The organism is Barnesiella sp. ET7 (assembly GCF_024733785.1).
GTDB classification, from domain to species: Bacteria; Bacteroidota; Bacteroidia; order Bacteroidales; family Barnesiellaceae; genus Barnesiella; species Barnesiella merdigallinarum.
Genome location: NZ_JANRHM010000003.1, coordinates 154,901 through 179,505, shown reverse-complemented (window position 1 = coordinate 179,505; position 24,605 = coordinate 154,901). Strand labels below are relative to the sequence as shown.

At 51.3% G+C, this 24,605-nt stretch carries 18 protein-coding genes, 1 tRNA gene and 1 pseudogene; 5 read left to right on the top strand and 15 right to left on the bottom strand.

Going from position 1 to position 24,605, the window contains the following annotated elements:
• The first annotated feature begins 124 nt into the window (after nt 1-124).
• The gene (locus NW211_RS03225) at nt 125-685 is read left to right on the top strand and encodes a hypothetical protein (protein WP_258326896.1); all 561 of its coding nucleotides are present in this window, start codon (nt 125-127) and stop codon (nt 683-685) included.
• A gap of 180 nt (nt 686-865) precedes the next feature.
• Here NW211_RS03225 and NW211_RS03220 read toward each other — a convergent pair whose 3' ends face one another.
• The 5 genes from NW211_RS03220 to NW211_RS03200 all read right to left on the bottom strand — a co-directional run bounded on the left by NW211_RS03220 (nt 866) and on the right by NW211_RS03200 (nt 9,106).
• Nucleotides 866-3,811, bottom strand: a complete 2,946-nt coding sequence (locus NW211_RS03220; RefSeq protein ID WP_258326895.1) for a T9SS type A sorting domain-containing protein — start codon at nt 3,809-3,811, stop codon at nt 866-868.
• Between the two features lie 166 nt (nt 3,812-3,977).
• Nucleotides 3,978-5,381 (bottom strand): tetratricopeptide repeat protein, encoded by a 1,404-nt coding sequence (locus NW211_RS03215; RefSeq protein ID WP_258326894.1) that lies wholly within the window; start codon nt 5,379-5,381, stop codon nt 3,978-3,980.
• Between the two features lie 177 nt (nt 5,382-5,558).
• The gene (locus NW211_RS03210) at nt 5,559-6,314 is read right to left on the bottom strand and encodes a succinate dehydrogenase/fumarate reductase iron-sulfur subunit (RefSeq protein ID WP_087407908.1); all 756 of its coding nucleotides are present in this window, start codon (nt 6,312-6,314) and stop codon (nt 5,559-5,561) included.
• A gap of 43 nt (nt 6,315-6,357) precedes the next feature.
• Nucleotides 6,358-8,379 (bottom strand): fumarate reductase/succinate dehydrogenase flavoprotein subunit, encoded by a 2,022-nt coding sequence (locus NW211_RS03205; protein ID WP_087407909.1) that lies wholly within the window; start codon nt 8,377-8,379, stop codon nt 6,358-6,360.
• A 37-nt stretch (nt 8,380-8,416) separates the two neighbouring features.
• Nucleotides 8,417-9,106 (bottom strand): succinate dehydrogenase/fumarate reductase cytochrome b subunit, encoded by a 690-nt coding sequence (locus NW211_RS03200; protein WP_087407910.1) that lies wholly within the window; start codon nt 9,104-9,106, stop codon nt 8,417-8,419.
• Between the two features lie 219 nt (nt 9,107-9,325).
• Here NW211_RS03200 and NW211_RS03195 point away from each other — a divergent pair, with 219 nt between their 5' ends.
• Nucleotides 9,326-10,414 (top strand): TlpA disulfide reductase family protein, encoded by a 1,089-nt coding sequence (locus NW211_RS03195; RefSeq protein WP_258326892.1) that lies wholly within the window; start codon nt 9,326-9,328, stop codon nt 10,412-10,414.
• 283 nt (nt 10,415-10,697) lie between these two features.
• Nucleotides 10,698-12,563, top strand: a complete 1,866-nt coding sequence (locus NW211_RS03190; RefSeq protein ID WP_258326891.1) for a right-handed parallel beta-helix repeat-containing protein — start codon at nt 10,698-10,700, stop codon at nt 12,561-12,563.
• Between the two features lie 179 nt (nt 12,564-12,742).
• Here NW211_RS03190 and NW211_RS03185 read toward each other — a convergent pair whose 3' ends face one another.
• The 3 genes from NW211_RS03185 to tyrS all read right to left on the bottom strand — a co-directional run bounded on the left by NW211_RS03185 (nt 12,743) and on the right by tyrS (nt 15,523).
• Complete coding sequence (locus tag NW211_RS03185) at nt 12,743-13,843, bottom strand: hypothetical protein (RefSeq protein ID WP_258326890.1); 1,101 nt, start codon at nt 13,841-13,843, stop codon at nt 12,743-12,745.
• A 235-nt stretch (nt 13,844-14,078) separates the two neighbouring features.
• A tRNA-Gln gene (locus NW211_RS03180) sits at nt 14,079-14,149 on the bottom strand.
• Nucleotides 14,150-14,230: 81 nt separating this feature from the next.
• Nucleotides 14,231-15,523: a tyrosine--tRNA ligase gene (tyrS, locus tag NW211_RS03175; RefSeq protein WP_258326888.1), complete on the bottom strand. Its 1,293-nt coding sequence runs from the start codon at nt 15,521-15,523 to the stop codon at nt 14,231-14,233.
• Nucleotides 15,524-15,764: 241 nt separating this feature from the next.
• On the opposite strand from tyrS, the gene NW211_RS03170 reads away from it, so the two are divergent.
• Nucleotides 15,765-16,304, top strand: coding sequence for a UpxY family transcription antiterminator (locus tag NW211_RS03170; protein ID WP_087407915.1), 540 nt, complete (start codon nt 15,765-15,767; stop codon nt 16,302-16,304).
• Here the strand turns inward: NW211_RS03170 and NW211_RS03165 are convergent.
• The 7 genes and pseudogenes from NW211_RS03165 to NW211_RS03140 form a co-directional block, all read right to left on the bottom strand.
• Nucleotides 16,261-16,914, bottom strand: a complete 654-nt coding sequence (locus NW211_RS03165; protein ID WP_309249695.1) for a TatD family hydrolase — start codon at nt 16,912-16,914, stop codon at nt 16,261-16,263. The genes NW211_RS03170 and NW211_RS03165 overlap by 44 nt on opposite strands.
• A gap of 51 nt (nt 16,915-16,965) precedes the next feature.
• Nucleotides 16,966-17,184: pseudogene (yidD, locus tag NW211_RS14110) on the bottom strand (membrane protein insertion efficiency factor YidD); the annotation flags it as partial.
• Nucleotides 17,181-17,591: a ribonuclease P protein component gene (locus NW211_RS03160; RefSeq protein ID WP_087407917.1), complete on the bottom strand. Its 411-nt coding sequence runs from the start codon at nt 17,589-17,591 to the stop codon at nt 17,181-17,183. The pseudogene yidD and the gene NW211_RS03160, both read right to left, overlap by 4 nt.
• Before the next feature lie 82 nt (nt 17,592-17,673).
• Entirely contained in the window at nt 17,674-18,423 is a 750-nt protein-coding gene (locus NW211_RS03155; RefSeq protein WP_087407918.1) for a uroporphyrinogen-III synthase, read from the bottom strand.
• Nucleotides 18,420-19,319: a DUF4271 domain-containing protein gene (locus tag NW211_RS03150; protein ID WP_087407919.1), complete on the bottom strand. Its 900-nt coding sequence runs from the start codon at nt 19,317-19,319 to the stop codon at nt 18,420-18,422. The genes NW211_RS03155 and NW211_RS03150 overlap by 4 nt, the downstream gene beginning before the upstream one ends.
• 13 nt (nt 19,320-19,332) lie before the next feature.
• Nucleotides 19,333-19,920, bottom strand: coding sequence for a TIGR00730 family Rossman fold protein (locus NW211_RS03145; protein ID WP_258326883.1), 588 nt, complete (start codon nt 19,918-19,920; stop codon nt 19,333-19,335).
• A gap of 72 nt (nt 19,921-19,992) precedes the next feature.
• Entirely contained in the window at nt 19,993-21,003 is a 1,011-nt protein-coding gene (locus tag NW211_RS03140) for an NAD(P)-dependent oxidoreductase (protein ID WP_258326882.1), read from the bottom strand.
• Nucleotides 21,004-21,272: 269 nt separating this feature from the next.
• Between NW211_RS03140 and NW211_RS03135 the strand changes: the two genes are divergently transcribed.
• Complete coding sequence (locus NW211_RS03135; RefSeq protein ID WP_258326881.1) at nt 21,273-24,530, top strand: protein O-mannosyl-transferase family; 3,258 nt, start codon at nt 21,273-21,275, stop codon at nt 24,528-24,530.
• Nucleotides 24,531-24,605 lie beyond the last annotated feature (75 nt).

Below are 24,605 nucleotides of genomic sequence, written 5' to 3'. Positions count from 1 at the left end.
CTATCCGGCGGTGGCAAACGAACATGTTTTATGTCGGAAATACTATCTTTCAGGTTTGCTGACAAACATTGATTCTGCTAGACTAATTACTTGGAGAGAATTAAAAAACTAAAATGAAATCATTATGATAGATATGGAAAAGTGTTTTAGAGATGTTTTTAATTCGAAATCATTTGAAGTAATAGAATCTGAAAGTGGAAAATACGATATTACTAAATATGAGCTGACATTTAATGTTTGGAAAGGAAAAGCGATAAAGAATACGTTTGGGGGTAAGGTTTTAGTAGATGTAAATGGAAAAGCTTCTTTTGCTGAATTAGCTATTGTTGATTATCTAAAAAGGAATGGATGGAATGCCAGATGGATTGAAACATATGGTAGGCCTCCCATGGATCCTTTTATGTTGACGGAATGGAATGATGTATGTTATAGAGAGCAGATTCATGTACCAATAACAGATGTTGAAATATCTGAAACTTTAGTGGGGATAGCAAAACTAAATGGTAATAAGTTTAGTGGTTGTTGGGATGTGATTGCTTGGAAAAATGGATATATCTTATTTTTGGAAGCGAAAAGGAATAGACGTGATTGTATTCGTTTAAGTCAAATCAATTGGCTAAAGGCCTCATTAGCATATGGATTGAATTGTAATAATTTCATAATTATACAATGGAATATACAATGAATTTATAAAATAACCCCTAATCGAACAATTTTGAAATTTCCAATTATAGGATTACTGAAAAGACAAGCTTAAAGGTTTTGAAACATTTTAATTTATATTCCTTATAAACAAGTCGATAATACAAGAAAACCCGGTGCAGATTGTCTGCACCGGGTTTTCTTGTGAGGTAAAAGGGTGGTGTTATTTCACAACCACCTTTTTACTTTGAGTCGAGAGTACGTTATGAACTTTTACTATGTAGATACCTTGGTTAAGGTTTAGGTCTCTTTCGCCTATTACGCGGCCTTCCCATACGAGGCTTCCGCTTGTCGAGTATACCTGTACGGCAGCATCGTCGGCTACGATACGGAGTATACCGGGCAGGCTCCATACCTTGGCACCTGCGGCTTCGGTTTCGTCGATACCCGACTCGTCGGCAAATTCAGCAGTTACTACCGAAGCCATCTTCACGACAAACGAACCGCTTACGCTCACGCCGTTTACCTTTACGCTTCTCAGCAAGTAACCTTCGTCGGGGAGGGCCGTGATGGTAACCGTGCTGTTTTTGGCCACCTTGTCGCCCGAGTTTACTACTTCGTTATTCTCGTTGCGCAGCTCCAGCGAGCCGTTTTCCGAGGGTTCGATGGTGATGTAGGCCTCGTTGCAGCCGCTGCCGTCGCCATCGATAGAGACTTTCCAACCCTTCTTCGTAGCGATGGAGGTTTCGCTGGTTTCGGCTTCGTTTTCATTGCTGATACCGGCAATGAAGAGGTTGGCCGTTGTAGGCGTAGTAGCGCAGACGGGCAGGTGATAGTAGAGGTCGTTGAGCTCGCAAGCCGTCATACCGTTGCCCGAGCACTCGATGTAGTTCAGTTTCGTGTTGTTCGACAGGTCGATGGGTTCGAGTTGGTTGCCGTCGCAGAAGAGGCGTTCGAGCTCGGTATTTTTCGACAAGTCGAGGGTCGTAAGCTGGTTGTTCGAGCAGGTGAGTCGCACCAGTTGCGTGTTGTGGGTTACGTCGAGCGAAGTCAGGCCCATGTTGCTGCATTGCAGTTCCTGCAGGTTGGAGAGCATGCTCACGTCGATAGAGCTCAGTTGCGAGTTGTTCTGTACGTCAAGCAACATCAGTTTGGTGTTGTTGGCCAGAGTCACGCTCGAGAGCGAGTTGTTGCGTATCACAGCCTCTTCGAGTTCGGTATTGTTCGACAAGTCGATGGATGTCAATTCGCAGTTGTAGCAGGTAAGCGAGAAGAGTTTCGTATTCTTCGACAGGTCGAGGGTACCTATTTCGTTGTAAGAACAGTCGAGTTTGCCCAATTCGGGGTTCTTCGACAGGTCGAGCGAGGTAATACCCGTCCAATAGCAGTCGAGGGTAGCCAGCGTAGCGTTGTGGGTTACGTCGAGCGAAATCAGGTCGTTTTCGGAGCAATCGAAATAGTCGATCAAGCCGCTGATACGGATAGTCGTACCCTTGGAGTTGCCGTCGAGTCTCACAATCGATTCGTTGTCGATGGTCATGGTCTCGATTTCGCCGTTGCCCCAGTCGATTTCAACTTCGGTTTCAGGGTCAATTCCGCTTATTCCGAACGAGAAAGGCACGTTGTTCTCTACCTCCATGGCAATGTAGTTGTTGGCAGCGATGGGGATGAATACGGCCGATACGGTTACATTCTCCGAAGCAGCAAAAATATTGCTGTTGATGCGTTGGCCGTTCACCTCGTAGTAGCGCACCTGATAACCTTCGGCAGGCGAGGCGGTGATGTAGGTAGGTACACCCGATTCGAGCTGGTTGTTTTCGACTGCGTGCAGTTCGTGTGTTACCAGGTCGGGTTGCGAGAGGGTGAAGGTACCCAATTCGGAGGGTACGATTGTAGCCGTCACCGTGCCGCAGGTAGCACTGCCGTCGCCTGTAACGTCGACTGTCCATTTCGATTCGGTAGCGATGTAGGTGTCGCTGGTCTCGGCATTGCTGCCTTCGAGCAGCAGGTTGGGGTAGGGGCTTGCACTCTCCAGACCCGAGAGAGTCTGATACATGTAGTTGAGGCTGCAGGGAGTCATACCCTTGTTGTTGCGAATATCGATGGTATTGATGCCCTGGTTATAGTAAAAGTCAAGGTAGGTAAAGAGGTTGTTGGGGCCCCAGAATCTTGTCAGGTGAGTGTTTTGGCTCAAGTCTATTTCGGTAAGCAGATTGTCGCCACACTTGAGCGAAAGCAGGTTGGACATGTTCGACACGTTCAGTTTGGTCAGTTGGTTGCCATCGCACGAGAGGTTGGTGATTTTGCTGTTTCCTGTCAGATCGAGCCGGGTCAACTGGTTGTTGCTGCATACCAGGTCCATCAGGGCGGTATTGGCAAATACATTCAGTTCGGTCAGATAGTTGTCGTTGCAGAAGAGCTTTTCGAGTTTGGCATTTTGGGTCAGGTCGATTGACTGGATGTAATTGTAGCGAATGTCGAGCTGTTGCAGTTCGGCCAGTTTGGTAACGTCTATCTCTGCCAGAGCATTCCCCTCCAGGTTGATGGAGTAGAGATTGGGGCAACCCGACAGGTCTATGGCGCTCAGGTCGTTGTTGTAGGCCGTAATCGACTCCAGAGCACTGCCTTCGCTGGGCAATATGATGGTTGTAATGGATCCTTTATCGTCGGGGTCCGACGTATCGTTTTTATCGTACCGGCAATCGAGATTTCTCAGTTTTTTGTGTTCCGACAGGTTCAGGAACATCAGTTTGGGGTTATTGTAGCAGTTAAGGGTTTCGAGGTTAGGGGCACCCGAAATATCGAGGTAGGTACGTTCTATTTCATTGCGGTAGCAATCGAGGGTGGTCAATTCGGGCTCGTTGACAATCGAAATCGAAGTCACGTGGGCTTCGGAGCAGTCGAACGAACGCATGGGCGAGAGTATCCGTATCGTGTCGCCCACTTGATTGTCGCTCACACTGCGAGTCCACATACCGTCTACGGTATACTCTTTTTTAACACCGTCACCCCAGTCGACAATCACTTTACCGTCCGAGGCTACCGGCGAGGGGTAGAAGGTAAACTCACTGCCCAGTTCGAGCGAGGTGGTGATTTTTATTTCACCCCATGCCTCTGAAACTCCCAGAACGAGGCACAACGAAAATAGAAAACTTGTAAATTTTTTCATACGATTTGTTTTGTTTTGGTCTCTTGCAAAGGATATTTCTTTCGAAATGAAAATTCTGTAATACAAAAATGAGAAAAAAATAAGAAAATAACAATACGCGAGGTGTTGCTATTTAATCAGAAGTATATGTTGATTATCAGATAATTATAAAATGAAGCGTTGCAATTTAACGTTTCGAAAGATTTTCTTCGCCCAAAATGACCACACCCAGACCCTGGTCTGAAAAGTTTTGAGGTATTTTTTTTCGCAGTCGGGTGCGTTGCGAACGTATGGTTTCGTTGCTGATTCCACGGCATACGGCGCACTCGCGAGTCGAGAATCCCAGTTGAATGAGGGCACAGAGAAAAGCGTCGTTTCCCGTCAGCGGCACTACACTCGAGAGCTGTTGCAGGTAGGGGTCGAACTCTTTTACGACAATTGCCTGAAACTCCTTTTGCTCGTCGTAGCTGAGCGACTCCTTGCCCTGGGTAATCCGTCGGTACCACTCGTTGTAGGTGCTGGTTGTCTTGAAATCGCGGCTGCATCGTTCGCCGGCCTTGCGTATGATTTCGACCATTTGCAGTTCTCGGCTCTCGTTTTCCTGGGCCCGGGCCTCCTGTTTCTCCCATTTATGGGCAAAGAGTTGTTCGTTGCGACGTTTGAGGTGTTGGCGATAAAACAGGAATACGGCTACCGAGATCAACAGCAAGGCTACCACACATATCGTTATGGCTACAATCAGGCGTGTGTGGCTCTGTTCCTGCAGATCGGTAGTAATGCGTATATGCTCCTGGCGATCTATCTGGTGGGCTATAGCCATGTTTTCGATCGAGTCGGAAAGTCGGTAAGCCTCTTGCAGATACCGGTATCGCAACGAGTCGGCTATACCGGCTTCGTCGGGTAGGTCGGCCAGTTTGAAGTAGGCCGATGCCCTTACCGACATATCGTCGCTACGGCTGGCCTGTTCGAGATAAAAGAGAGCCGAGTCGTATTGCATTTGCAAGGCAAAAAGCTGTCCCCTCACGGCATAATTGCGCAGCCGTTTCACCTTGTTGCGGGTCAGTGACAACGCTGCTGCATTGCATTGCAGGGCCCGGGCCAGGTCGTTGTGCTGTTTGTATGCGCTGGACAGGTTGTTGTAGACCGACGAGCGTTCCTCTCGGTCGGCTATCTGGTCGAGGAAGGCGAGAGGTTTTTCGAAGTAGAACAGAGCGCTGTCGGGGTCTTTGTAGAGGTAGTGATACTTGCCCATACCCCGGTAAGCGTGCGACAGATTGCTTTTGTCGGGCAGGTTTTGCGATACTTTCAGAGCCTGTGTGTAGGTGTCCCAGGCCGTTTCGTAGATATTGTGGTCGAGCAGAAGGTCGCCCAGCCGGTTGTATATCGACGCTTCCAACTCGGCGTTTTCGGTTCCGTCCAACTGTTTTAGAGCTTGACGATAGAGTACGATGGCCGAGTCGGGGATGTGGAGCTCTTCCATCTCCAGGGCTTGCTGATAGAGCGATTCGGCCCTTCCGGAATGGTAGCGGCTGCACGAGCCCAACCCTATCCATAACAATACGAATATGACGAATAGAAAACCTCGTCTCATAGCCAAAACACAAATACGCAGTCCAAAGATACGAATAATTCGTTATCTCGAAACTCTATTTGTTCTCGATTTTCGGTCCTAGTTCGATGCGATGAGTCGCGATGGGGTGGTGTTCTATAAAAAAACAATCCCGGGAAGGCCTTCCCGGGATTGTTTTTTGACGTATGAAAGAGGTGATTAGTCTTTCAGTTTGGCGCAGATGAACTCGCGGTTCAAGCGGGCGATGTTGGTGAGCGAGATGTTCTTGGGGCACTCGGCAGCGCAGGCACCGGTGTTGGTGCAGTTACCGAATCCCAGTTCGTCCATCTTGGCTACCATGGCACGGGCACGAGCGGCAGCCTCTACGCGGCCTTGCGGCAGCAGGGCATATTGGCTTACCTTGGCCGAAACGAAGAGCATGGCCGAGCCGTTTTTACAAGCAGCTACACAAGCACCGCAACCGATACAGGTAGCCGAGTCCATAGCCTCGTCGGCAGCCTCTTTCGAGATGGGTATAGCGTTGGCATCTTGAGCACCACCCGTGTTGATGGAGATATAACCACCGGCTTGCTGTATTTTGTCGAAGGCACGACGGTCTACCATCAAGTCGCGGATTACGGGGAATCCGGCCGAACGCCACGGTTCAACCGTGATTACATCGCCATCGTTGAACTTGCGCATGTGCAACTGGCAGGTCGTCACGCTGGTGTCGGGGCCGTGGGGGTGTCCGTTGATATAGAGCGAACACATACCGCAGATACCTTCGCGGCAGTCGTGGTCGAAAACTACGGGCTCTTTACCCTCGTTGATGAGTTGCTCGTTGAGCAAGTCGAGCATTTCGAGGAAAGAGCTGTCGGTAGATACACCGTTGAGTTTGTATTCCTCAAATCTACCTTTTTCTTTGGGCCCTTTTTGGCGCCAAATCTTCAGTGTTATATTGATTGTTTTTTCCATAACTTTATCGTGTTATACCGGAATTAAACGGCGATTAGACAAATTATTTCTTGTAGTTACGTTGTTGAACCTTGATAGCCTCGTATTTCAGTTCTTCTTTCAATAGTTCGGGCTTCTTATCTTCGCCTTGGTATTTCCAGCAGCTTACATACATAAAGTGTTCGTCGTCACGTTTAGCCTCTCCGTCTTCGGTTTGATACTCTTCACGGAAGTGGCCACCACAAGACTCTTCGCGGTTGAGAGCGTCGAGAGCCATCAACTTGCCTATTTCGAGGAAGTCCTCTACGCGCAGAGCTTTTTCGAGCTCTACGTTCAGTGTATTGGCTTCGCCCGGGATACGTACGTTGGTGTAGAATTCTTTCTTCACCTCGTCGATTTTCTTGAGTGCGGTTTCGAGTCCGGCTTTGTTACGGCCCATACCTACATACTCGACCATGATGTGGCCCAGTTCTTTGTGGATAGAGTCAACCGAGCGTTTACCCTTGATGTTCATCAAGCGGGCGATACGGGCTTTGACAGCCTTTTCGGCCTCTACAAACTCGGGCAGGTCGGTCGAGAAGCGGGGTACCTGAATCTGGTCCGACAGGTAGTTTTGAATCGTGTAGGGAAGTACGAAGTAACCGTCGGCCAAACCTTGCATCAGGGCCGATGCACCCAGACGGTTGGCACCGTGGTCCGAGAAGTTGGCCTCGCCGATAGCGAACAGACCGGGGATAGAGGTCATCAGTTCGTAGTCTACCCAGATACCTCCCATCGTGTAGTGCGAAGCGGGATAGATCATCATAGGCGTTTCGTAGGGGTTCTGGTCTACGATCTTCTCGTACATCTGGAACAGGTTGCCGTAGCGGCTGGCCACAGCCTCTTTACCCTTGATTTGGATAGCAGCGGCTTCTCCACCCAGTTTTTCGATTTCGTGGTGGTCGAGACCTTGGATGGCCTGTTTACCCAGACGCTCGATACTCTCTTTGAAGTCGAGGTATACGGCATACCCCGAGGGGCTTACACCGTAGCCGGCGTCGCAACGCTCTTTGGCGGCACGCGAAGCCACGTCGCGGGGCACGAGGTTACCGAATGCCGGGTAACGACGCTCCAGATAGTAGTCGCGGTCTTCTTCCTTGATATCGGTCGGTTTCAGTTTGCCGGCGCGGATGGCAGCGGCATCCTCTTTTTTCTTGGGAACCCAGATGCGGCCGTCGTTACGCAGCGACTCCGACATCAGCGTCAGTTTCGACTGGAATTCACCGTGTACGGGGATACAGGTGGGGTGAATCTGCGCATAGGCCGGGTTGGCAAAGTAGGCACCTTTGTGGTAGCATTGTACGGCAACCGAGCCGTTCGATGCCATGGCGTTGGTCGAAAGGAAGTATACGTTACCGTATCCACCGGTAGCGATAACTACGGCGTGAGCGGCAAAGCGCTCGATGTCGCCGGTTACCAGGTTACGGGCAATGATACCGCGGGCACGGCCGTCGATGATGACGAGGTCGAGCATCTCGTAGCGGGTATACTGTTTTACCGTACCTTTCTTTACCTGGCGGTTGAGCGATGCGTATGCACCCAGCAGCAGCTGTTGTCCCGTTTGACCCTTGGCATAGAAAGTACGCGATACCTGGGCACCACCGAACGAACGGTTGGCCAACTGGCCGCCGTATTCGCGGGCGAAAGGTACGCCTTGAGCCACGCATTGGTCGATGATGTTGTTCGACACTTCGGCCAGACGGTATACGTTGGCTTCGCGGGCACGGTAGTCACCACCCTTGATCGTATCGTAGAAGAGGCGGTATACCGAGTCGCCGTCGTTCTGATAGTTTTTAGCAGCATTGATACCGCCTTGTGCGGCGATAGAGTGAGCGCGGCGGGGCGAATCCTGAATACAGAAGTTCAGCACGTTGAATCCCAGCTCGCCCAGCGTAGCGGCAGCCGAACCGCCGGCAAGACCCGTACCAACGACGATGATGTCGAGACGACGTTTATTGGCCGGGTTCACCAATTTTTGGTGTGCTTTATAATTGGTCCACTTTTCAGCCAAGGGGCCTTCGGGTATTTTAGAATCTATTGTAGCCATAACAATTTTTTTTCTGTGAAATGAATAGGTTGGTTTATTAAAGGGTGCAAGTTCCGCAGCCGGTCAGGCTCATGATGTAGAACGAGATGGCAACGGCAACAAAGCCCAAGCAGATAATGGTAGTGAAAATGTTGGAGATACATTTCCAACGGTTGAACCATACGTGGTTGTTGATACCCAGCGTTTGGATGGCGCTCCAGAATCCGTGGGTGAGGTGGAACCACAAAGCTACGAACCAGATGAGGTAAATAACTACATAAACCGGGCAGCTGAAGGTTTCGCGAATCAGGGCGATACCGTCGTGAGGATTGACTTCGGGCAGGTGACCGATAACCTCGTTGAGCTGCATCTTGTACCAGAAGTTGAAGAGGTGCAAAGCCAGACCCAGTACCACGATGATACCCAGTACCAGCATGTTTTGCGAAGCCCACTCTACGCTTTTCGGACGTACGTTCACCAGATAGCGGTCGTTACCGCGGGCTCTCCGGTTTTGAATCGTCAGCCAGAAGGCATAGATGATGTGAATCACGGCTCCGGCGGCGATAATGACCGTACCAATCAGGGCATACCAGTTAGCTCCCAGGAATTGGCATACGGCATTGTAGCCGGCAGGGCTGATTAACGCCACTAAGTTCATACACATGTGAAACGTTAAAAATAGGACGAGAAAGAGTCCTGTCACACTCATGACTACTTTTCGTCCTATGGACGAGTTACTTAACCACATAGGATTTGAATTTAAGTTATTATTTGTTGTAAATAAAGATTATGCAACCTTGCACCATGCAAAAGTAACTGAAGTATGCGGAATATACAAGATAATAAGGAAATATTTCTTTAATGTATAGTCCTTTGGCTTCACTCTTTTTAAATGATAAAGAACGTAAAACTTCCCGTTTTTATCGAAATATCTCTATCTTTGCCTCGCTATCAATTTATAACGTATATGAAAAATAGAAATCTTTTCTTTCTGGTGGCTGCTGCTGCCGCAACGGTTGTTTCCTGCAACTCCAATCCTTCGTCGTATACCATCGACGGAACAGTGGCCGACTCTACCCTGAACGGCGACATGGTTTACCTGACCGATATGGCTTCGCGCGATGTGCTCGACAGCGCGGTGATTGCCGATAACAAGTTCCAGTTCAAGGGCAAGGCCGATACCGCTTTCGTGGGTATGTTGCAAGTACCCTCTTTTTACCGCATGGGATTTATCGTCGAGAACGGTCACATTGCCGTAGAGTTGGGCGAAACCGACAAGGTATCGGGTACTCCGCTCAACGACGAGTTTGCCTCGTTTATGAACGACATCGATTCGTTGAACCAAATCTTCATAGCCAAACAACAAGAGATCATAGCAAAAGGTTTGTCCGACGAAGAGGCTTCGGCCGAGTGGGACAAAGTGCAACTTACCTTCATCATGCCCGAGATAGACAAACTCTTCTCGCACTACTTCGACCGTAACAACAACAACGCCGTGGGTGCATGGACCCTCTTCAACTGGGATCTTTCGCCCGAGCGTCTCGACTCGGTCATCAACCTGGCCGGCGAAACCCTCAAGGCCGATCCTCTGGTAAAGGTGATGAACCAACGTCTCGAAATCTGGAAAAAGACAGCCGAGGGTCAGATGTTTACCGACTTCACCATCGAGCAACCCGACGGCACGAAGGCTTCGCTCTCTGACTATGTGGGCAAGGGCAAGTATGTGCTGGTCGACTTCTGGGCTTCGTGGTGCGGTCCCTGCCGGGGCGAGATTCCCAACATCAAGGAGCTCTACGACAAGTATCACGCCAAAGGTCTCGATGTGCTGGGTGTAGCCGTATGGGATAAACCCGAAGATACGCAGGCTGCCATCAAGGAGCTGGGTATCGTTTGGCCGCAAATCATCAACGCTCAACAGATACCGACCGAACTCTACGGCATTCAGGGTATTCCCCATATCATCTTGTTTGCCCCCGACGGTACCATTGCTGCTCGCGACCTGCGCGACGAAGCCATGAAAGAGAAAGTCGCCGAGGTGATGAAGAATGTGAAATAAAACAATAGTAAATAATCGACAAAAGAAACCGTAGATAGAGCTCGCTTGAGAGACTGCAGGTAGTGCTTTATCGTCAAAACTTGGGAGCGACCCACATGGGCCGCTCCTTTTTTTGTAGTATATATTTCATTTCTTTTTCTTTTTAGTTTCTTTTATATTTCAAATAGAAAAATATAGAAATTATAGAGAAACTAAACGAAATCTTTTGTGCATAAATAAAAAAATTATTATACTTGCAAAAAATAATTATTTCATTTCTTATCACCTTTTAAAAAGTGCTATTATGAAAAACAAACTACTCTTGATGAGTTGCGCATGTTGTTTGTTCTCGAGCGCAGCTTTTGCCGAAACTTTTTTGGTGACCAAGACCTCGGGCGATGCCAGCGAAGAGGGCTCGCTTCCTTATGTGGTGGCCAATGCTCCGGGAGGATCGGAGATAGAATTTTCTATCGGCGACGAAACTACGGTGACTATTCCGGCCACGATACAGATTGACAAGAATCTGACTATCGATGCCCAGGGCAAAACCATCTCGGTGGCCGAGCCGGGGGTATCGAACTACCGTATTTTCAAAATAGGCCTCTATGCGCCGGCCGAAGATGCCGAACTGGTTTCGCTCACGCTCAAGAACTGTACGCTCTATGGCGGTGACGGCACGGCCCTGATTGACGACGAAACAACCATGGCCTCGTGGTCGGCAACGATTCTCGTGGGTAAGAACGGTTCGTTCACCGGCGAAAACCTGCTCTTCGACAAGGCTCGGAACGGTTATGCACCCGGTATCATGGCTTGCGGCGACATTACCCTCACCAACTGTACATTCCAAAATCTCTCGGCCACGAAAGTAGGCGGTGCCGTGTATACCAACAGTGGCGTGATTGCCCGTTTCACCGACTGTACCTTTACCGACAACGCCAGTACCACCCACGGTGGTGCCGTAGGTTGCTCGGGCAGTACAAACTATTTTACAGGCTGTACCTTTACCGGCAATGAGGCTTCCGGTTCGTCAGCCGATGGCGGTGCCATATTTTTGCAAAATGCCGGAGCTTCGGCCGAAATCGATAACTGTACATTTACGACCAATAGTGCAGGTCATTACGGCGGAGCCGTGGTGCAAAAAAACAATGTGACCGACGGTGTTTTGAAAATTACCAATTCTACATTCAACGACAATACGGCCAACGGTGGCGGTGCCTTGTTGACATGGATGGGCAATATAACGGTAGAAAACTGCTCGTTCGAGGGTAATAGCTCTACGGGAACCTCGGGTGGTGCCTGGTATGCATCATTCAAGACGGAGGTAAACTACAATATCTCGGGCTGCTATTTCGGCGAGAATACATCGGCTGCACACGGTGGCGCCATTCTCTCGACCTCCGATGCCGCAACCATTACCAACTGTACATTCTATAAGAATAAAATCACAGGCAAGTCCAGCGGTGGCGGTGCTCTCGCTTTCCAAGGCAATGCCAGCATCTACAACTGTACACTTGTAGGTAACGAGAGTGTACACGAGACCTATGGAGCAGGTATTCACATTGCTTCGAGTGCCATTGTTAATCTGTATAATACTATTGTTGTAGGTAGTGTGGGCGGCCCCGACATCTATACCCACGACAAATGTACGTTGGCCGGTTCGAACAACATCTATGGAACCGCGTTGGTAGGTACGACAGAGGTTACCGTCGATGGGTTTGTAGACAACACGGTATATACCGACCAGACCCTGTTTGCCGATGCCGAACCCGTTCCGGCTCTCAACGAGGGAACTACCAAAACGATAGCCATCTCGCCCGAGGGTATTGCTGCCGGTGCCGGTATCGTGGTAGAGGGTGTTCCCACGGTCGATCAGCGCGGTAAAGCCCGTTCGGAAACGGCTCCTTCAATCGGCGCCTATGAGGTAGAGAAAGCCACTTCGATCGAGCGGGTAGCTGTTGAAAAACTCTTCTGGCCCAACCCGGCACAAGATTATATCACGCTGGCCGACGGTGTGTCTGAGGTAGCTGTCTACGATTTGCGTGGTGCTTTGGTGCTTGCAGCCGAGGCTCCCGTACAGACCCTTTCGGTCGACGGGCTCGATGCAGGTGTCTATCTGCTGCAAGTGACAGTGGGCGGTAAGGTATATAACCATCGACTGCTTGTCAAATAAATCATAACATTTTCAACTTGTGCGAGAGTGGGGACTTGTGATGAGTTCCCGCTCTTGTTGTGTGTATACTTGCAGACACGAAGCTCTTGGGGGAAAGCCACGAATGGCTCTACCGACTTTTAGGGTTGGCATTTCGAAGGCTTGTCCGGCCGGGACCATGGGGAGACTGGTCTCCTGTGTCAGTCAGAGTTGCGCACGCTGCGCTCATCCCATGTAATGTACTTTTGCGTCATTTTGCCTTTGTTGCCGATAATTATTTTCTGCTGGCTGATGACCTCCTGGGGCCATCCGTCGGGGAAATATTTTATGTGCAGAAATTCTTTGCTTACGGCATCTTCGGTCACTTGCTCGTCAAATCCGGTATCCATATCTTCCTTCACGGTAGTAGCGTCCTCTTTGTCCATAAGCATATCGACGAACCCACCAAGCAGTTGCTTGATATCTTTCCTGGGTATGTAATTGTTGATTTCGATGATTATATCATATTCATAACTTTCGGGGTCGATGGTTGCCGACAGGTAAGTATCCGATTCGTACTTGGTATCGGTGGCCTCTTCGTGCAGGGTGGTCTCTTTCAGGGGAAACTGGTATCCATGGTATTGGAAAAGCATTTCCAACTCTTCTGTATAGCTTTGTACCAGCTTGCTGGGGTCTATGTTTCTGAATAGCTCGTCGGCTTTTATGCCGGTTGAATTCAGTTTGTCCATCCATGAAGATTCTTGGATGATTCCGTCGAATACACGCTTGGCCTGTTTCTCCACCTCTTCCAGGTTGTCATATTGGATAATCTTTCCTAACTCGTCTGTTCTGAACCGTATGGTTGTACCCGCAATTTCGTCTTGAAGTCGTTGGACGGTTTCCTGCATGAAGTTCTGCATTTCGGATTCGGCATCCGTGTCTGTGCTGAATTTCAGAAACTTGTATTCCATCTGATACCCCTCTTTTGTAGAGTCGGTAACCGTTATCATCACTTTGGTGTTGGCTCCAAGGGTCTTGACCGTGTCGGTCCCTTCAAATTTCCAGGAGCCTTCGCTTATCCAGTAGGTCATGGTATCGCGTTCGTTGAACCAGGCGACGATTGGCAGGGCTGAATCTTCCTCTTCTGTGGTAGCCGCCTTGGCCTGGTTGCAATAGGGCAGAGCTGTGAACGAGGCGAATAGTATCAGGCAGATTGCCCATAGCCGTGTGGAGTATAAATTTGGCAATCCGATGCGGTTCTGCGTGGCAGACCGTTGAGGGGTCTTTGCAGGGACTGACTCTTGTAAGTTGTGTTTTTTCATGGTCTTGTTTTTTATATGGTTATTTTTGTTTGGATGGCCCATGGAGGCCGGGGGCTGTTTTTATTTTATATTCATCTGTGTCTGAAGGGGGAGGATGCTTGTTTCACAAAGATAATGTAAAGCGGACAGGAAAACAACTGTTAGTCTGGCTTTTTCAGGAAGTGGGGACAGAATGGAGGAATACCTCTGTATAAACGCAAAAACGAGCAGCGGCGTACCGTTGCTCGTTCTTGTGTTGGCTTACCAGGATTCGAACCTAGACAAACAGAACCAAAACCTGTTGTGCTGCCATTACACCATAAGCCAAACTTCTATGCTTTGAGGTCTAACCCTCAAAAGCGAGGCAAAGATAATGTGTTTTTACGGCTTTGCCAAATTTTAGTCGAATTATTTTGCGATAAGCAGGTAATAATTCTTTTTACCCCGTTGTACGATGATGTATTTGTCGTTGAGCAGATAGCTGCCGTCGATTTTCGTATCGGGGGCTGCGAGTTTCTCTTTGTTGATGGAGACGCCACCACCCTGAGTGAGTTTCCGCATTTCGCCTTTCGAGGGGAATACGGCAGCCATTTCGGTGGTCAGTTCGATAGCGGGTACCCCGCCGAGGATAGCGTCGCGCGACACTTCGAACTGGGGCACACCCTCGAATACGGCGAGCAGCGTGGCTTCGTCGAGTTTGTGCAGTTGCTCCGAGGTGGAGTTCCCGAAGAGGATGTTCGAGGCCTCGACAGCAGCGTCGTAGTCGGCTTGCGAGTGTACCATGACGGTAACCTCGCGGGCCAGCCGTTTCTGCAGGGCGCGCAGGTGGGGAGCCTGGTCGTGCTCGGCGATGAGGGCTTCGATCTCTTCGCGCGAAATCGAGGTAAATATCTTGATGTAGCGTTTGGCATCTTCGTCGCTCACGTTCAGCCAGAACTGGTAGAACTTGTAGGGCGAGGTGTAGCGGGCATCGAGCCATACGTTGCCCGACTCGGTCTTGCCGAATTTCGTACCGTCGGCCTTGGTTACCAGCGGGCAGGTGAGGGCAAATACCTCGCCGCCGTTGGTGCGGCGTATCAGTTCGGCACCGGTGGTGATGTTGCCCCATTGGTCCGAACCGCCCAGTTGCAGCTTGCAGTTCTTGGTTTCGTAGAGGTGCAGGAAGTCGTAGCCTTGCAGCAGTTGGTAGGTGAACTCGGTGAACGAAAGTCCGTCGCGAGCCTCGCCGTTGAGTCGTTTTTGAACCGAGTCTTTCGCCATCATGTAGTTGACCGTGATGTGCTTACCTACGGTGCGGGCGAAGTCGAGGAACGAGAAGTCCTTCATCCAGTCGTAGTTGTTTACCAGTTCTGCGTGGTTGGGAGCATCCGACTCGAAGTCGAGGAACTTGCTCAACTGCTTTTTGATACACTCCTGGTTGTGGCGCAGGGTCTCTTCGTCGAGCAGGTTGCGCTCTTGCGATTTGCCCGAGGGGTCGCCAATCATACCGGTAGCACCCCCGACCAAGGCCAGCGGTTTGTGGCCGCAGCGTTGGAAATGTCGCAGCATCATCACGCCGCACAAGTGGCCTATGTGGAGCGAATCGGCCGTGGGGTCGAAACCCAAGTAGGCGGTAACCATTTCCTTTTCAAGGAGTTCTTCTGTACCCGGCATCATGGTGTGTACCATTCCGCGCCATTTTAGTTCTTCTACAAAATTCATCGAATGAAAACTTTATTAAATGTTTGGTCGTTGTTTCTCGCAGGGTGATAGGGGGCGGCAGGTTGTGCAGACTTACCGAATTCCTTCGTTTCTGCGGTAGCTGCAAAATTACGACTCTTTATCGAAATAAACAATTTTAATTTCGAAATAACAAAAAATAAGAACCATCTCTGTTTTTTTTCGTTAATCTCGTGTATTTAAATTATTTTTGTGCAAACCTATTTTCTTCAGATACACTGTTATGGGTATAAACAAGACCGATCTCAAATGGTTTGCCATTCGGGTGACTTATAGCCGGGAGATGGCATTGAAAGGTTATCTCGACCAGTATGGGATAGAGTCGTTTATCCCCATGCACTACAAGGAGTTTATCAAGGGCGAGCGCAAGGTGCGCAAGCTGGTTCCCGTCATTCACAATTTGGTTTTCGTGCGGTTGAATCGCGAGAAGATGGACGAAATCAAGAAGGAGATTTCGCTCAAGGTTCCTTTGCGCTATATCATGGATCGCGAGAAGCACGAGCCTCTGGTGGTGCCCGACCGGCAGATGTCCAGCTTTATAGCCGTGGCAGGAGCCTATGACGAGCAGGTGGTTTATCTCGATTCTCAGGTTGTCTCGTTGCGCGAGGGCGATCGGGTGCGTATTACCGGCGGTGTCTTTGCCGGGGTCGAGGGGGTGTTCCTGCGGGTCAAGGGCGACCGGCGGGTAGTAGTTTCGATCGAGGGGGTTATGGCCGTGGCTACGGCATTTGTTCACCCTTCGTTGATCGAACGTATTCCATAATGTTTTCGGGTTGAGACGATTGTCGGGCCGGTTGCTCCAACGGGAAGATGCGGGCAATGTTGCCGGCCAGAGCCTTGTGTAGCCGTCGGGGCGACTGGTTGCGTATGTGGGCTGCTTTCCGATACAGTTTGTCGATGGTCATGTTGCCTTCGTCGGTCTCGAGGAAGAGTCGGTCGAGGGGTACCGATTTCAGGGTTTCGTGATTGTAATACTCGCCGAACGAGAGGAATAGTCCCTCGCGGAGGAGCTGTGCCGCCGTTTCGGGCTTGCCTCTGAAGCCGTGGATAATCCACGGTTGTGCGGGGCGTTTGGCTTTGTGTATGCGGATGATGTCGTCGTAGGACTTCACGGCGTGAATGACCAGCGGCTTGTGCCACTGCTCCGAGAGACGTATCTGTTTCTCAAAATAGATAAGCTGCTCTTCGTAGTTGACGCCTCCTTTGAGTTTGTCGAGCCCTGTTTCGCCTACGGCCACCACCTGTTCGTGTTGTACGGCGGCTTCGAGCCGGGCAATCGACTCTTTCGAGGTATCCGACAGGCTCCAGGGGTGCAGCCCTACCGAATAGTATTTGCCCGGTTGGGGACGAAACTCCTCGGGAGTGGTGCTGATGATGGCCCCGTAACGGTCGTGATGGGTGTGGATGTCGGTCGGAAACTTGGGGGGAACCGGATCGTAGCCGCTGCCTCCCCAGGGATGGCAGCTCAACAGCCGACGGGTGGCCAGCCACAAGCCTTTGAAGGGGCCGTGTATCTGTATGGCGTCGATGGCATACTGCGAGCAGGTGGGCACATAGCGGCACGAGGGCGGCAGCATGGGCGATATGGCCGCCTTGTAGAAGCGGATGGGCCATATGAGCAGGGTCGACAGCAACTTTTTCATGGCTCTACGGCGGGAGGGGTGGGTTGCTGTTCGCTTTTCTGCACCAGGCGCTGCAGAGCCTCGATCATCTTGCGTTCGATGGTGTGGAAATCGTTCAGGTCCTTGTCGAGGTAGAGAAAAGCTACGTGCATCGATTGGTGGCGTTGCAACAAAGGTTCGGTCAGAATCTCCTTGTGCAGTCGATAGGCTTCGCGGATGCGTCGGCGCAGATAGACCCGCTTGACGGCCCGTTTGAACTTGCGCTTGGGTATGTTGACAAAGAATTGCGGCGGAGCCGTGGAGTCATCGTCGATGCGGTAGACGACGCGCAACGGGTATACGATGAAGGCACTACCCTCGGCAAACAGGCGGTTGATAGCTGTTCGGCTGCATAGTTTTTCGCTTTTGGGCAGACTGTGTTCGTTCATCGTGTGTTTGAAAATAAAACCTCATAAGCGCCTCCTTTCGGTGAAAGACGATTATGAGGTTTGGTTCTTGTTGAAAAAGAGTTTATTTCTTTTTGCTTTGTTCTTTCAGGAAAAGGTCGAGAGCGGCGGTCATCGATGGTGCTCCGGGCGAGGGGGCTTCGACATCGAGCCGTAAGCCGGCATCGCGTACGGCTTGAGCCGTCGTGGGACCGAAGGTACCGATCTTGATGTCGCCCTGCTCGAATTCGGGGAAGTTCTTGAGCAGCGACTTGATGCCCGACGGGCTGAAAAAGATGAGCATATCGTAGTCAAACGGTTCGCCCTCTTCAAAATCGTTGCTCACGGTGCGGTACATGATGGCACGCGTGTAGTTGATTTTATGCTTTTCCAGCACCGAGGTTTGCTCTTTGTGTACATCCGATACCGGGAAGAGGTATTTCTCTCCCGCATGTTTCAGCAACGATGGAACCAGGTCGTCCAGTTTGCCCGAGTTGCCAAAGAATATCTTGCGCTTGCGATAGACAATGTATTTTTGCAGGTAAAGGGCTATGGCTTCGGTCGTGCAGAAGTATTTCATTGTTTCGGGTATCGTGACGCGCAACTCTTCGCACAAGCGGAAGAAGTGGTCGATGGCGGTACGGGCCGTGAAAATGACAGCGGTATATTCCGGAATGGAAATCTTCTGTTGTCTGAACTCTTTGGAGGTCAGGCCCTCTACTTTGATAAAGGGACGAAATACGATATTGACGCCATATCGCTTGGCAATATCGTAGTAAGGCGATTTTTCGGAACTCGGCTTAGGCTGAGAAACAAGAATTTTCTTAATTTTCAAAGCTGCTGTATTTTTAGTTCGACAAAATGATATATCAATATGCTTGATTTATATACCCAAAATAGGGGTGCGATTTCGAGGGCACAAAAGTACACAATAAAATAGAATAAATCTAATATATTGCGGTAAAAAATCTTAAACCCTTTATAAATAAATAAGATACGGGATGCCAGATAGATAACTCCTGCGACGACCAGCATCACCTTTCCCCATTGCGGAACAAATATCGACAAGAGTACCGGCACGGCGATGGGGATACTGATGATAGCATTGATCGAGATGAAACTCTCGACCCACTTGCGGGTGTGGGCCGTGTCGGAGAATACGAGTCCGAGTCCGCGATAGAGCCATTTTTGTAACGTATAGTAGACCCAGGCGATGAGGCTGCCGCAGCAGACACCCACCCCGATCGATATCGACAGGTCGGGTCGGGTGGAGGCCAGCAGTTGAAACAGACAGAACCCCTCCGATACGCAGGTCATGCCCAGCAGTACGGCTCGTAGCTGGGTCTCCCGCACGGTGGTGTCGTCGAAAAGGTTCTGGCGGTCTTTCACATTGAGCACGCTGTTGAATATCTCGCCCAGGAACTTGGTCCCTTTTTTGAAAGTGAAGGCAAAGAGCAGAAAAACTACTACAACAATGCTCACCAGCAACGAGTTGTTGGTGGGGGTATCGGGCATACGCTCGGCAGAAAACCCCTCGGGTATGGCAATGATGGTCTCTTGCAGGTCCTTGAGGGGGTCGCTCTCCTTGAGCGGAGTACTGCGCTCGAAGCCCCCGATGTATTGCGGCACGAACACTTCGGGCTGGCTCGCCGGCAGCCGGGTGCCGGTGGTATCGGCCGTGTGCAGGGTGTCGGCTACGATAGCGGAGTGAGGTGCAGCAGGGATAGGCATGGCGGTCGGGTGGTTAGATGGCAGCTATTTTGCGGATACTGGGGTCCCAGGCCGGAGCGTTTAAGATGTCGTCGATGGCCTCCTGAGGAGTCTGGGCCACTTGCCACAGGCGGGCGTGTTCGTGGCGCATGAAGTTCTCGTCGATAGCCTTGTTCAGCATCGCGATGAGGGGGTCGTAATATCCGTCGATATTAAGTATCACGATGGGGTTGAGGAAGAGCCCCAGTTGTTTCCATGTGATAATCTCGAAGAGCTCTTCCAACGTGCCGCAGCCGCCTGGCAGGGCAATGACGGCATCGGCCTCTTGGGCCATGCGCTCCTTGCGTTCGTGCATGTCGGCAGTTACTACGGTCTGGGTCAGACCCGGGTGGCACCACCCCTCGTCAATCATAAACTGGGGAATCACCCCCAGCACCTCGCCACCGTGGGCCAACACGCTGTCGGCCAGGGTGCTCATGAGTCCTTGGTTCCCGGCTCCGCATACGCATCGCATGCCTCGTTGGGCAAGGAGCCGCCCGATTTCGCGAGCCGCCTCGAAGTAGTCGGGGTTTATTTTGGAACTGGATGCGCAGTAGACGCACACCGATTTTATCTTTTTCATTGTCACCAGCTTGAATCGCACTGCAAAGGTAACGCTTTTTTTTGAAAGACGGCGTGTCTACAGCGGGCTACCTTACAGCCAATGGTGCTCGCGATACCACTTCACGCACTCGTTTACCCCGCGCTCGAGGCTGTATTGTGGTTCGAACCCCAGTTCGTTGCGGGCATCGCTGATGTCGCATATCCAGTTGCGTTGCTTCATGATGCGGAACTTGTCGCGGTTCAGCGTGCTGGTCTTGCCCAGGAGAGCGGCACCCTTTTCGGCAATGACCGAAACAATCCAGAGTCCGGCGATGGGAATCTTCACCGGTATCACCCAACGCTTGCCCAACGCCGCGGCTACGTACCGGCGGAATTGCGACGAGGTGTAGGCCCTCCCCTCGGAGAGGAAATAGCCTCGGCGCGTCACGCCCCGGTCGATGGCCTTGAAGATGGCCTGCACCAGATCCTTCACGTAGATGAAGGTGATGAGCTGCGGCTTGTATCCTACGATGAAGTCGAATCCGCACTTGATACTCTTCATCATCAGGTAGTAATCTTTTTCGTAGGGCCCGTATACTCCGGTGGGGCGCATCACCACGTAGGGGAAGCCCTTGAGCGATTGCAGGTGTCGCTCGGCCTTCAGCTTGCTCTGTCCGTAACGGGTATTGGGGTGGGGTGTGTCGGTGGGGCGTATGGGGGTGAAGCCTTTTTCGTCGCCCAACCCCCAGGCTCCCAGGCTGCTCATGAGGATAAACTGCTTGGGCACCATGTCGGTAGCGACGAGGGCCTCGGTGAAATTCTTGACAAACCCGTAGTTGATGCGGTCGAAGTCGTCGGGGTTCTTGCACTTGGTCACCCCCAGGTTGTGCACGATGTAGTCCCACTTGCCATATTCCCGTTTGTGCTCGCGCAACTGGTCGGCCAGTAGGTCGGGGTTACCGTAGTTGAAGTCGATGAAACGGATGGCCGGGTTCTTGAGGTGTTCGCGCGAAGTGGTCTTGCGCACCCCGGCCCAGGTTTCGTATCCCCGCGAGAGGGCCTCTTCGACGATGAATCCGCCGATGAATCCACCGGCGCCGGTAATCAGTATTCGGGTACTCATAATGCAATTTCGTTTGGCGGGTAAAAGTAATAAGAAACCGGCGAAGTAGGGCTGTCGAACTGCGATTTTGTGAAATATAGCCGATAAATTATTATAAAAAGTTTATAATGAGGGGAGATTAACAATCTTTCATTATCTTTGCCGGGTATATGAAAACAGATAGACACCTCTTGCTCCCTCGGTAAAATGGTTTCGGCCTTTCCCGGGGTTGTTTTCGTGTGTGGCGTTTGTCTGTAGAACTGCCTGAAAATAAAGACAAAAGTAGTATAATGAAACGGTACAAATTACTGAACAATGTGTTGGGATGGGTGGTCTTCGTCGTTGCGGCGATTACCTATATCCTGACTTTGGAGTCGACCGCCAGTTTTTGGGACTGCGGTGAATTTATAGCTTCGGGATATAAACTGGAAGTGGGTCACCCGCCGGGAAACCCCATCTTCATGTTGACGGCCCGCTTCTTTGCCAACTTTGCCTCTTCGCCCTCGGAGGTGGCCTACATGGTCAACCTCATGTCGGGATTGTTGAGTGCCGCCACCATCTTGCTGTTGTTCTGGACCATCACCCGCCTGGCACAGAAGGTTGTGCTGCGTGAAGGCGAGACTGTCGAGACCATGTCGATGGGTCAGATGATTGCCATCCTGGGTTGCGGCGTGGTAGGTGCTCTGGCCTATGCCTGGTCCGATACCTTCTGGTTCTCGGCCGTAGAGGGCGAGGTTTATGCCTACTCTTCTTTCTGCACGGCACTGGTATTCTGGCTGATTCTCAAATGGGAGAGCGTGGCCGACGAGCCGCACTCCAACCGCTACATCATACTCATCGCCTACATCATTGGCGTGTCGATTGCGGTGCACCTGCTCAACTTGCTGTGTATCCCCGCCATCGTGCTGGTCTATTACTACCGCAAGTTCAAGAATACCAACCTGAAGGGCTCCATCATTGCCCTGCTGCTCTCGTTTGTGCTCATCGTGCTGCTGCTCTACGGACTGGTTCCCGGTTTCGTCGAGGTGGCCAGTTGGGTCGAACTGCTCTTTGTCAATGTCTTCCACCTGCCTTTCAACAGCGGTGTGGTATTCTATTTCTTCCTGATTGTCGGGGTTATCGCCTGGGCCATCTACGAGACTTACGCCCAGCGTAGCGAGAAGTTGATGAAGATTTCGTTCTTCATCAGCATCGTGCTGGTAGGTATCCCCTTCATCGGCGACGGTTATGTGATTGGCATCATCCTCTCGCTGGCCCTGGCCTACTACCTCTTCTTCATGCGCAAGCGTCCGTCGGTAGTGACCATGAACACGATTCTGCTCTCGTTGTTCGTCATCTTCATCGGTTACTCGTCGTATGCCTTGATTATGATACGTTCGACGGCCAACACGCCCATGGATCAGAACTCGCCCGAAGACATCTTCAGCCTCTCGGGTTACCTCAACCGCGAGCAGTATGGCGACCGTCCGCTCTTCTACGGGCAGACCTTCCCCGCCGAGGTGTTGCGCGATGCCAACGGTACGGCCGTGTCGACCCAGGGGAAACCCATCTGGAAGAAGAAACTGAAATCGTCGCCCGACGATCCCGACCGCTACATCATCACCGGGCACGACGAACACTACAAATACGAACCCGAGTTGTGCATGCTCTTCCCCCGCATGTACAGCGACAAGGCCGAACATATATCGGCTTATAAGGAGTGGACCAACTTCAAGGGCCGCCCCGTACAGGTGAAGACTCCCGACGGTACCAAGACGGTGATGAAGCCCACCTTCGGCGAAAACCTCGCCTTCTTCCTCGACTACCAGCTCAACTACATGTACTGGCGTTATTTCATGTGGAACTTCGCCGGCCGTCAGAACGATATTCAGGGCCACGGCGAAGTGCAGAACGGTAACTGGATAAGCGGCTTCAACTTCATCGACAAGCACATTGCCGGCGACCAGACCAACCTGCCCGACGACCTGAAGAACAATGCCGGCCGCAACGTTTTCTACATGATGCCGTTGTTGCTCGGTCTCATCGGTCTCTTCTTCCAGGCCTTCTCGGGCAAGAAGGGTATCGAGAGCTTCTGGGTCACCTTCTTCCTCTTCTTCATGACGGGTATCGCCATTGTCATCTACCTCAACCAGACGCCTTACCAGCCGCGTGAGCGCGACTACGCCTATGCCGGTTCGTTCTACGCGTTTGCCATCTGGATCGGGTTGGGTGTCGCCGCCATCTGGCGTGGCCTCAACTACCTGGCCAAGACGACCGACGAGCAGCCCAAGTCGACGGCGACTGCCGTGGTGGCTTCGCTCCTGTGCTTGTGTGTGCCCTTGCAGATGGTGAGCCAGACGTGGGACGACCACGACCGTTCGGGCCGCTATGTCTGCCGCGACTTCGGTATGAACTACCTCTCGAGTGTCGACGAGAACGCCATTCTCTTCACCAACGGCGATAACGATACCTTCCCCTTGTGGTATGTACAGGAGGTCGAGGGCTATCGCACCGATGTGCGGGTGTGCAACCTCTCGTATCTGCAGACCGACTGGTACATCGACCAGATGAAGCGTCCGGCCTACGAATCGGCAGCACTGCCCATCTCGGCCGACGAGTCGAAGTATGCCTATGACGTGCGTTCCTACAACTACGTAATCAACCGTCTGGCCGACTCGATTACGGTACGCAACGCACTCGACTATCTCTATAGCGATGAGTCGTGGACCAAGGATGTGCCGGGATACGGTGCCCTCAACCACCTGCCCACCAACCAGCTCTATATACCGGTCGATGCTAATGCCGTGGTGGCTTCGGGTACGGTAGCTCCCGCATTGAAGGACAGCATCGTTTCGCGCATCGTGCCCGACTTCTCCAACAAGCGGGGATTCACCATGAGCGAAATCGCCTCGCTCGACATCATCAACACCAATGCCGAGCAGGGCTGGAAACGCCCCGTCTATTTTGCCGTGACGGTGGGTAACAGCTACTACCTGGGTCTCGAGGACTACTTCTCGCGTACCGGTCTGGCCTATCAGGTGGTACCTTTGAAAGGGGTCAACAACAACATCAATACCGACAAGATGTACGACAATATGGTCAACCGCTTCCGCTGGGGCGGTATCGACCAGGTGACGAAAGAGCATCCGCTCTATCTCGACGAGAACGTGCGCCGCATGTGCAATACCATCCGTATGATGTTTGCCGACCTGGTAGAGCAGCTTATCAAGGAGGGCAAGAACGAAAAGGCCCTGACGGCTCTGAACCTTATCATGGAGAAGATTCCGGGCTGGCAGGTAACTCACGACCTTACGTCGCTGTCGTTCGGTCAGTCCTACCTCGAACTGGGCGAAACGGCCAAGGGCGAGGCTCTGCTCAACGAGATTCTTGAAAACTCGGCCGGCTACCTCAACTGGTACAAAGACCTCACTCCGGGTCAGCTCCGCTCCATCCGCAACGATTACGAGAAGCATGTCTACATCGTTCATGCTATCAACGAGCTGAGTACAGCCTACGGACTTACCGATTTGCAAAACAAGATTGCATCGCGTTTTGCCGTTCGGGAGTAATCGAATATAATCCTTTACGGGAGAGTGTCGGGGAGCTTGTTTCGCCGATTCTCTCCCGATTTTTTTCGTTAGATA

What these genes read in the sequence shown, in the direction of transcription:
- NW211_RS03210 (WP_087407908.1), bottom strand. Translation starts at nt 6,314, where the DNA reads ATGGAAAAAACAATCAATATAACACTGAAGATTTGGCGCCAAAAAGGG.
- NW211_RS03135 (WP_258326881.1), top strand. Translation starts at nt 21,273, where the DNA reads ATGAAACGGTACAAATTACTGAACAATGTGTTGGGATGGGTGGTCTTC.
- NW211_RS03150 (WP_087407919.1), bottom strand. Translation starts at nt 19,319, where the DNA reads ATGCCTATCCCTGCTGCACCTCACTCCGCTATCGTAGCCGACACCCTG.
- NW211_RS03195 (WP_258326892.1), top strand. Translation starts at nt 9,326, where the DNA reads ATGAAAAATAGAAATCTTTTCTTTCTGGTGGCTGCTGCTGCCGCAACG.
- NW211_RS03205 (WP_087407909.1), bottom strand. Translation starts at nt 8,379, where the DNA reads ATGGCTACAATAGATTCTAAAATACCCGAAGGCCCCTTGGCTGAAAAG.
- NW211_RS03225 (WP_258326896.1), top strand. Translation starts at nt 125, where the DNA reads ATGATAGATATGGAAAAGTGTTTTAGAGATGTTTTTAATTCGAAATCA.
- NW211_RS03185 (WP_258326890.1), bottom strand. Translation starts at nt 13,843, where the DNA reads ATGAAAAAACACAACTTACAAGAGTCAGTCCCTGCAAAGACCCCTCAA.
- NW211_RS03200 (WP_087407910.1), bottom strand. Translation starts at nt 9,106, where the DNA reads ATGTGGTTAAGTAACTCGTCCATAGGACGAAAAGTAGTCATGAGTGTG.
- tyrS (WP_258326888.1), bottom strand. Translation starts at nt 15,523, where the DNA reads ATGAATTTTGTAGAAGAACTAAAATGGCGCGGAATGGTACACACCATG.
- NW211_RS03190 (WP_258326891.1), top strand. Translation starts at nt 10,698, where the DNA reads ATGAAAAACAAACTACTCTTGATGAGTTGCGCATGTTGTTTGTTCTCG.
- NW211_RS03215 (WP_258326894.1), bottom strand. Translation starts at nt 5,381, where the DNA reads ATGAGACGAGGTTTTCTATTCGTCATATTCGTATTGTTATGGATAGGG.
- NW211_RS03170 (WP_087407915.1), top strand. Translation starts at nt 15,765, where the DNA reads ATGGGTATAAACAAGACCGATCTCAAATGGTTTGCCATTCGGGTGACT.
- NW211_RS03160 (WP_087407917.1), bottom strand. Translation starts at nt 17,591, where the DNA reads ATGAACGAACACAGTCTGCCCAAAAGCGAAAAACTATGCAGCCGAACA.
- NW211_RS03145 (WP_258326883.1), bottom strand. Translation starts at nt 19,920, where the DNA reads ATGAAAAAGATAAAATCGGTGTGCGTCTACTGCGCATCCAGTTCCAAA.
- NW211_RS03220 (WP_258326895.1), bottom strand. Translation starts at nt 3,811, where the DNA reads ATGAAAAAATTTACAAGTTTTCTATTTTCGTTGTGCCTCGTTCTGGGA.
- NW211_RS03140 (WP_258326882.1), bottom strand. Translation starts at nt 21,003, where the DNA reads ATGAGTACCCGAATACTGATTACCGGCGCCGGTGGATTCATCGGCGGA.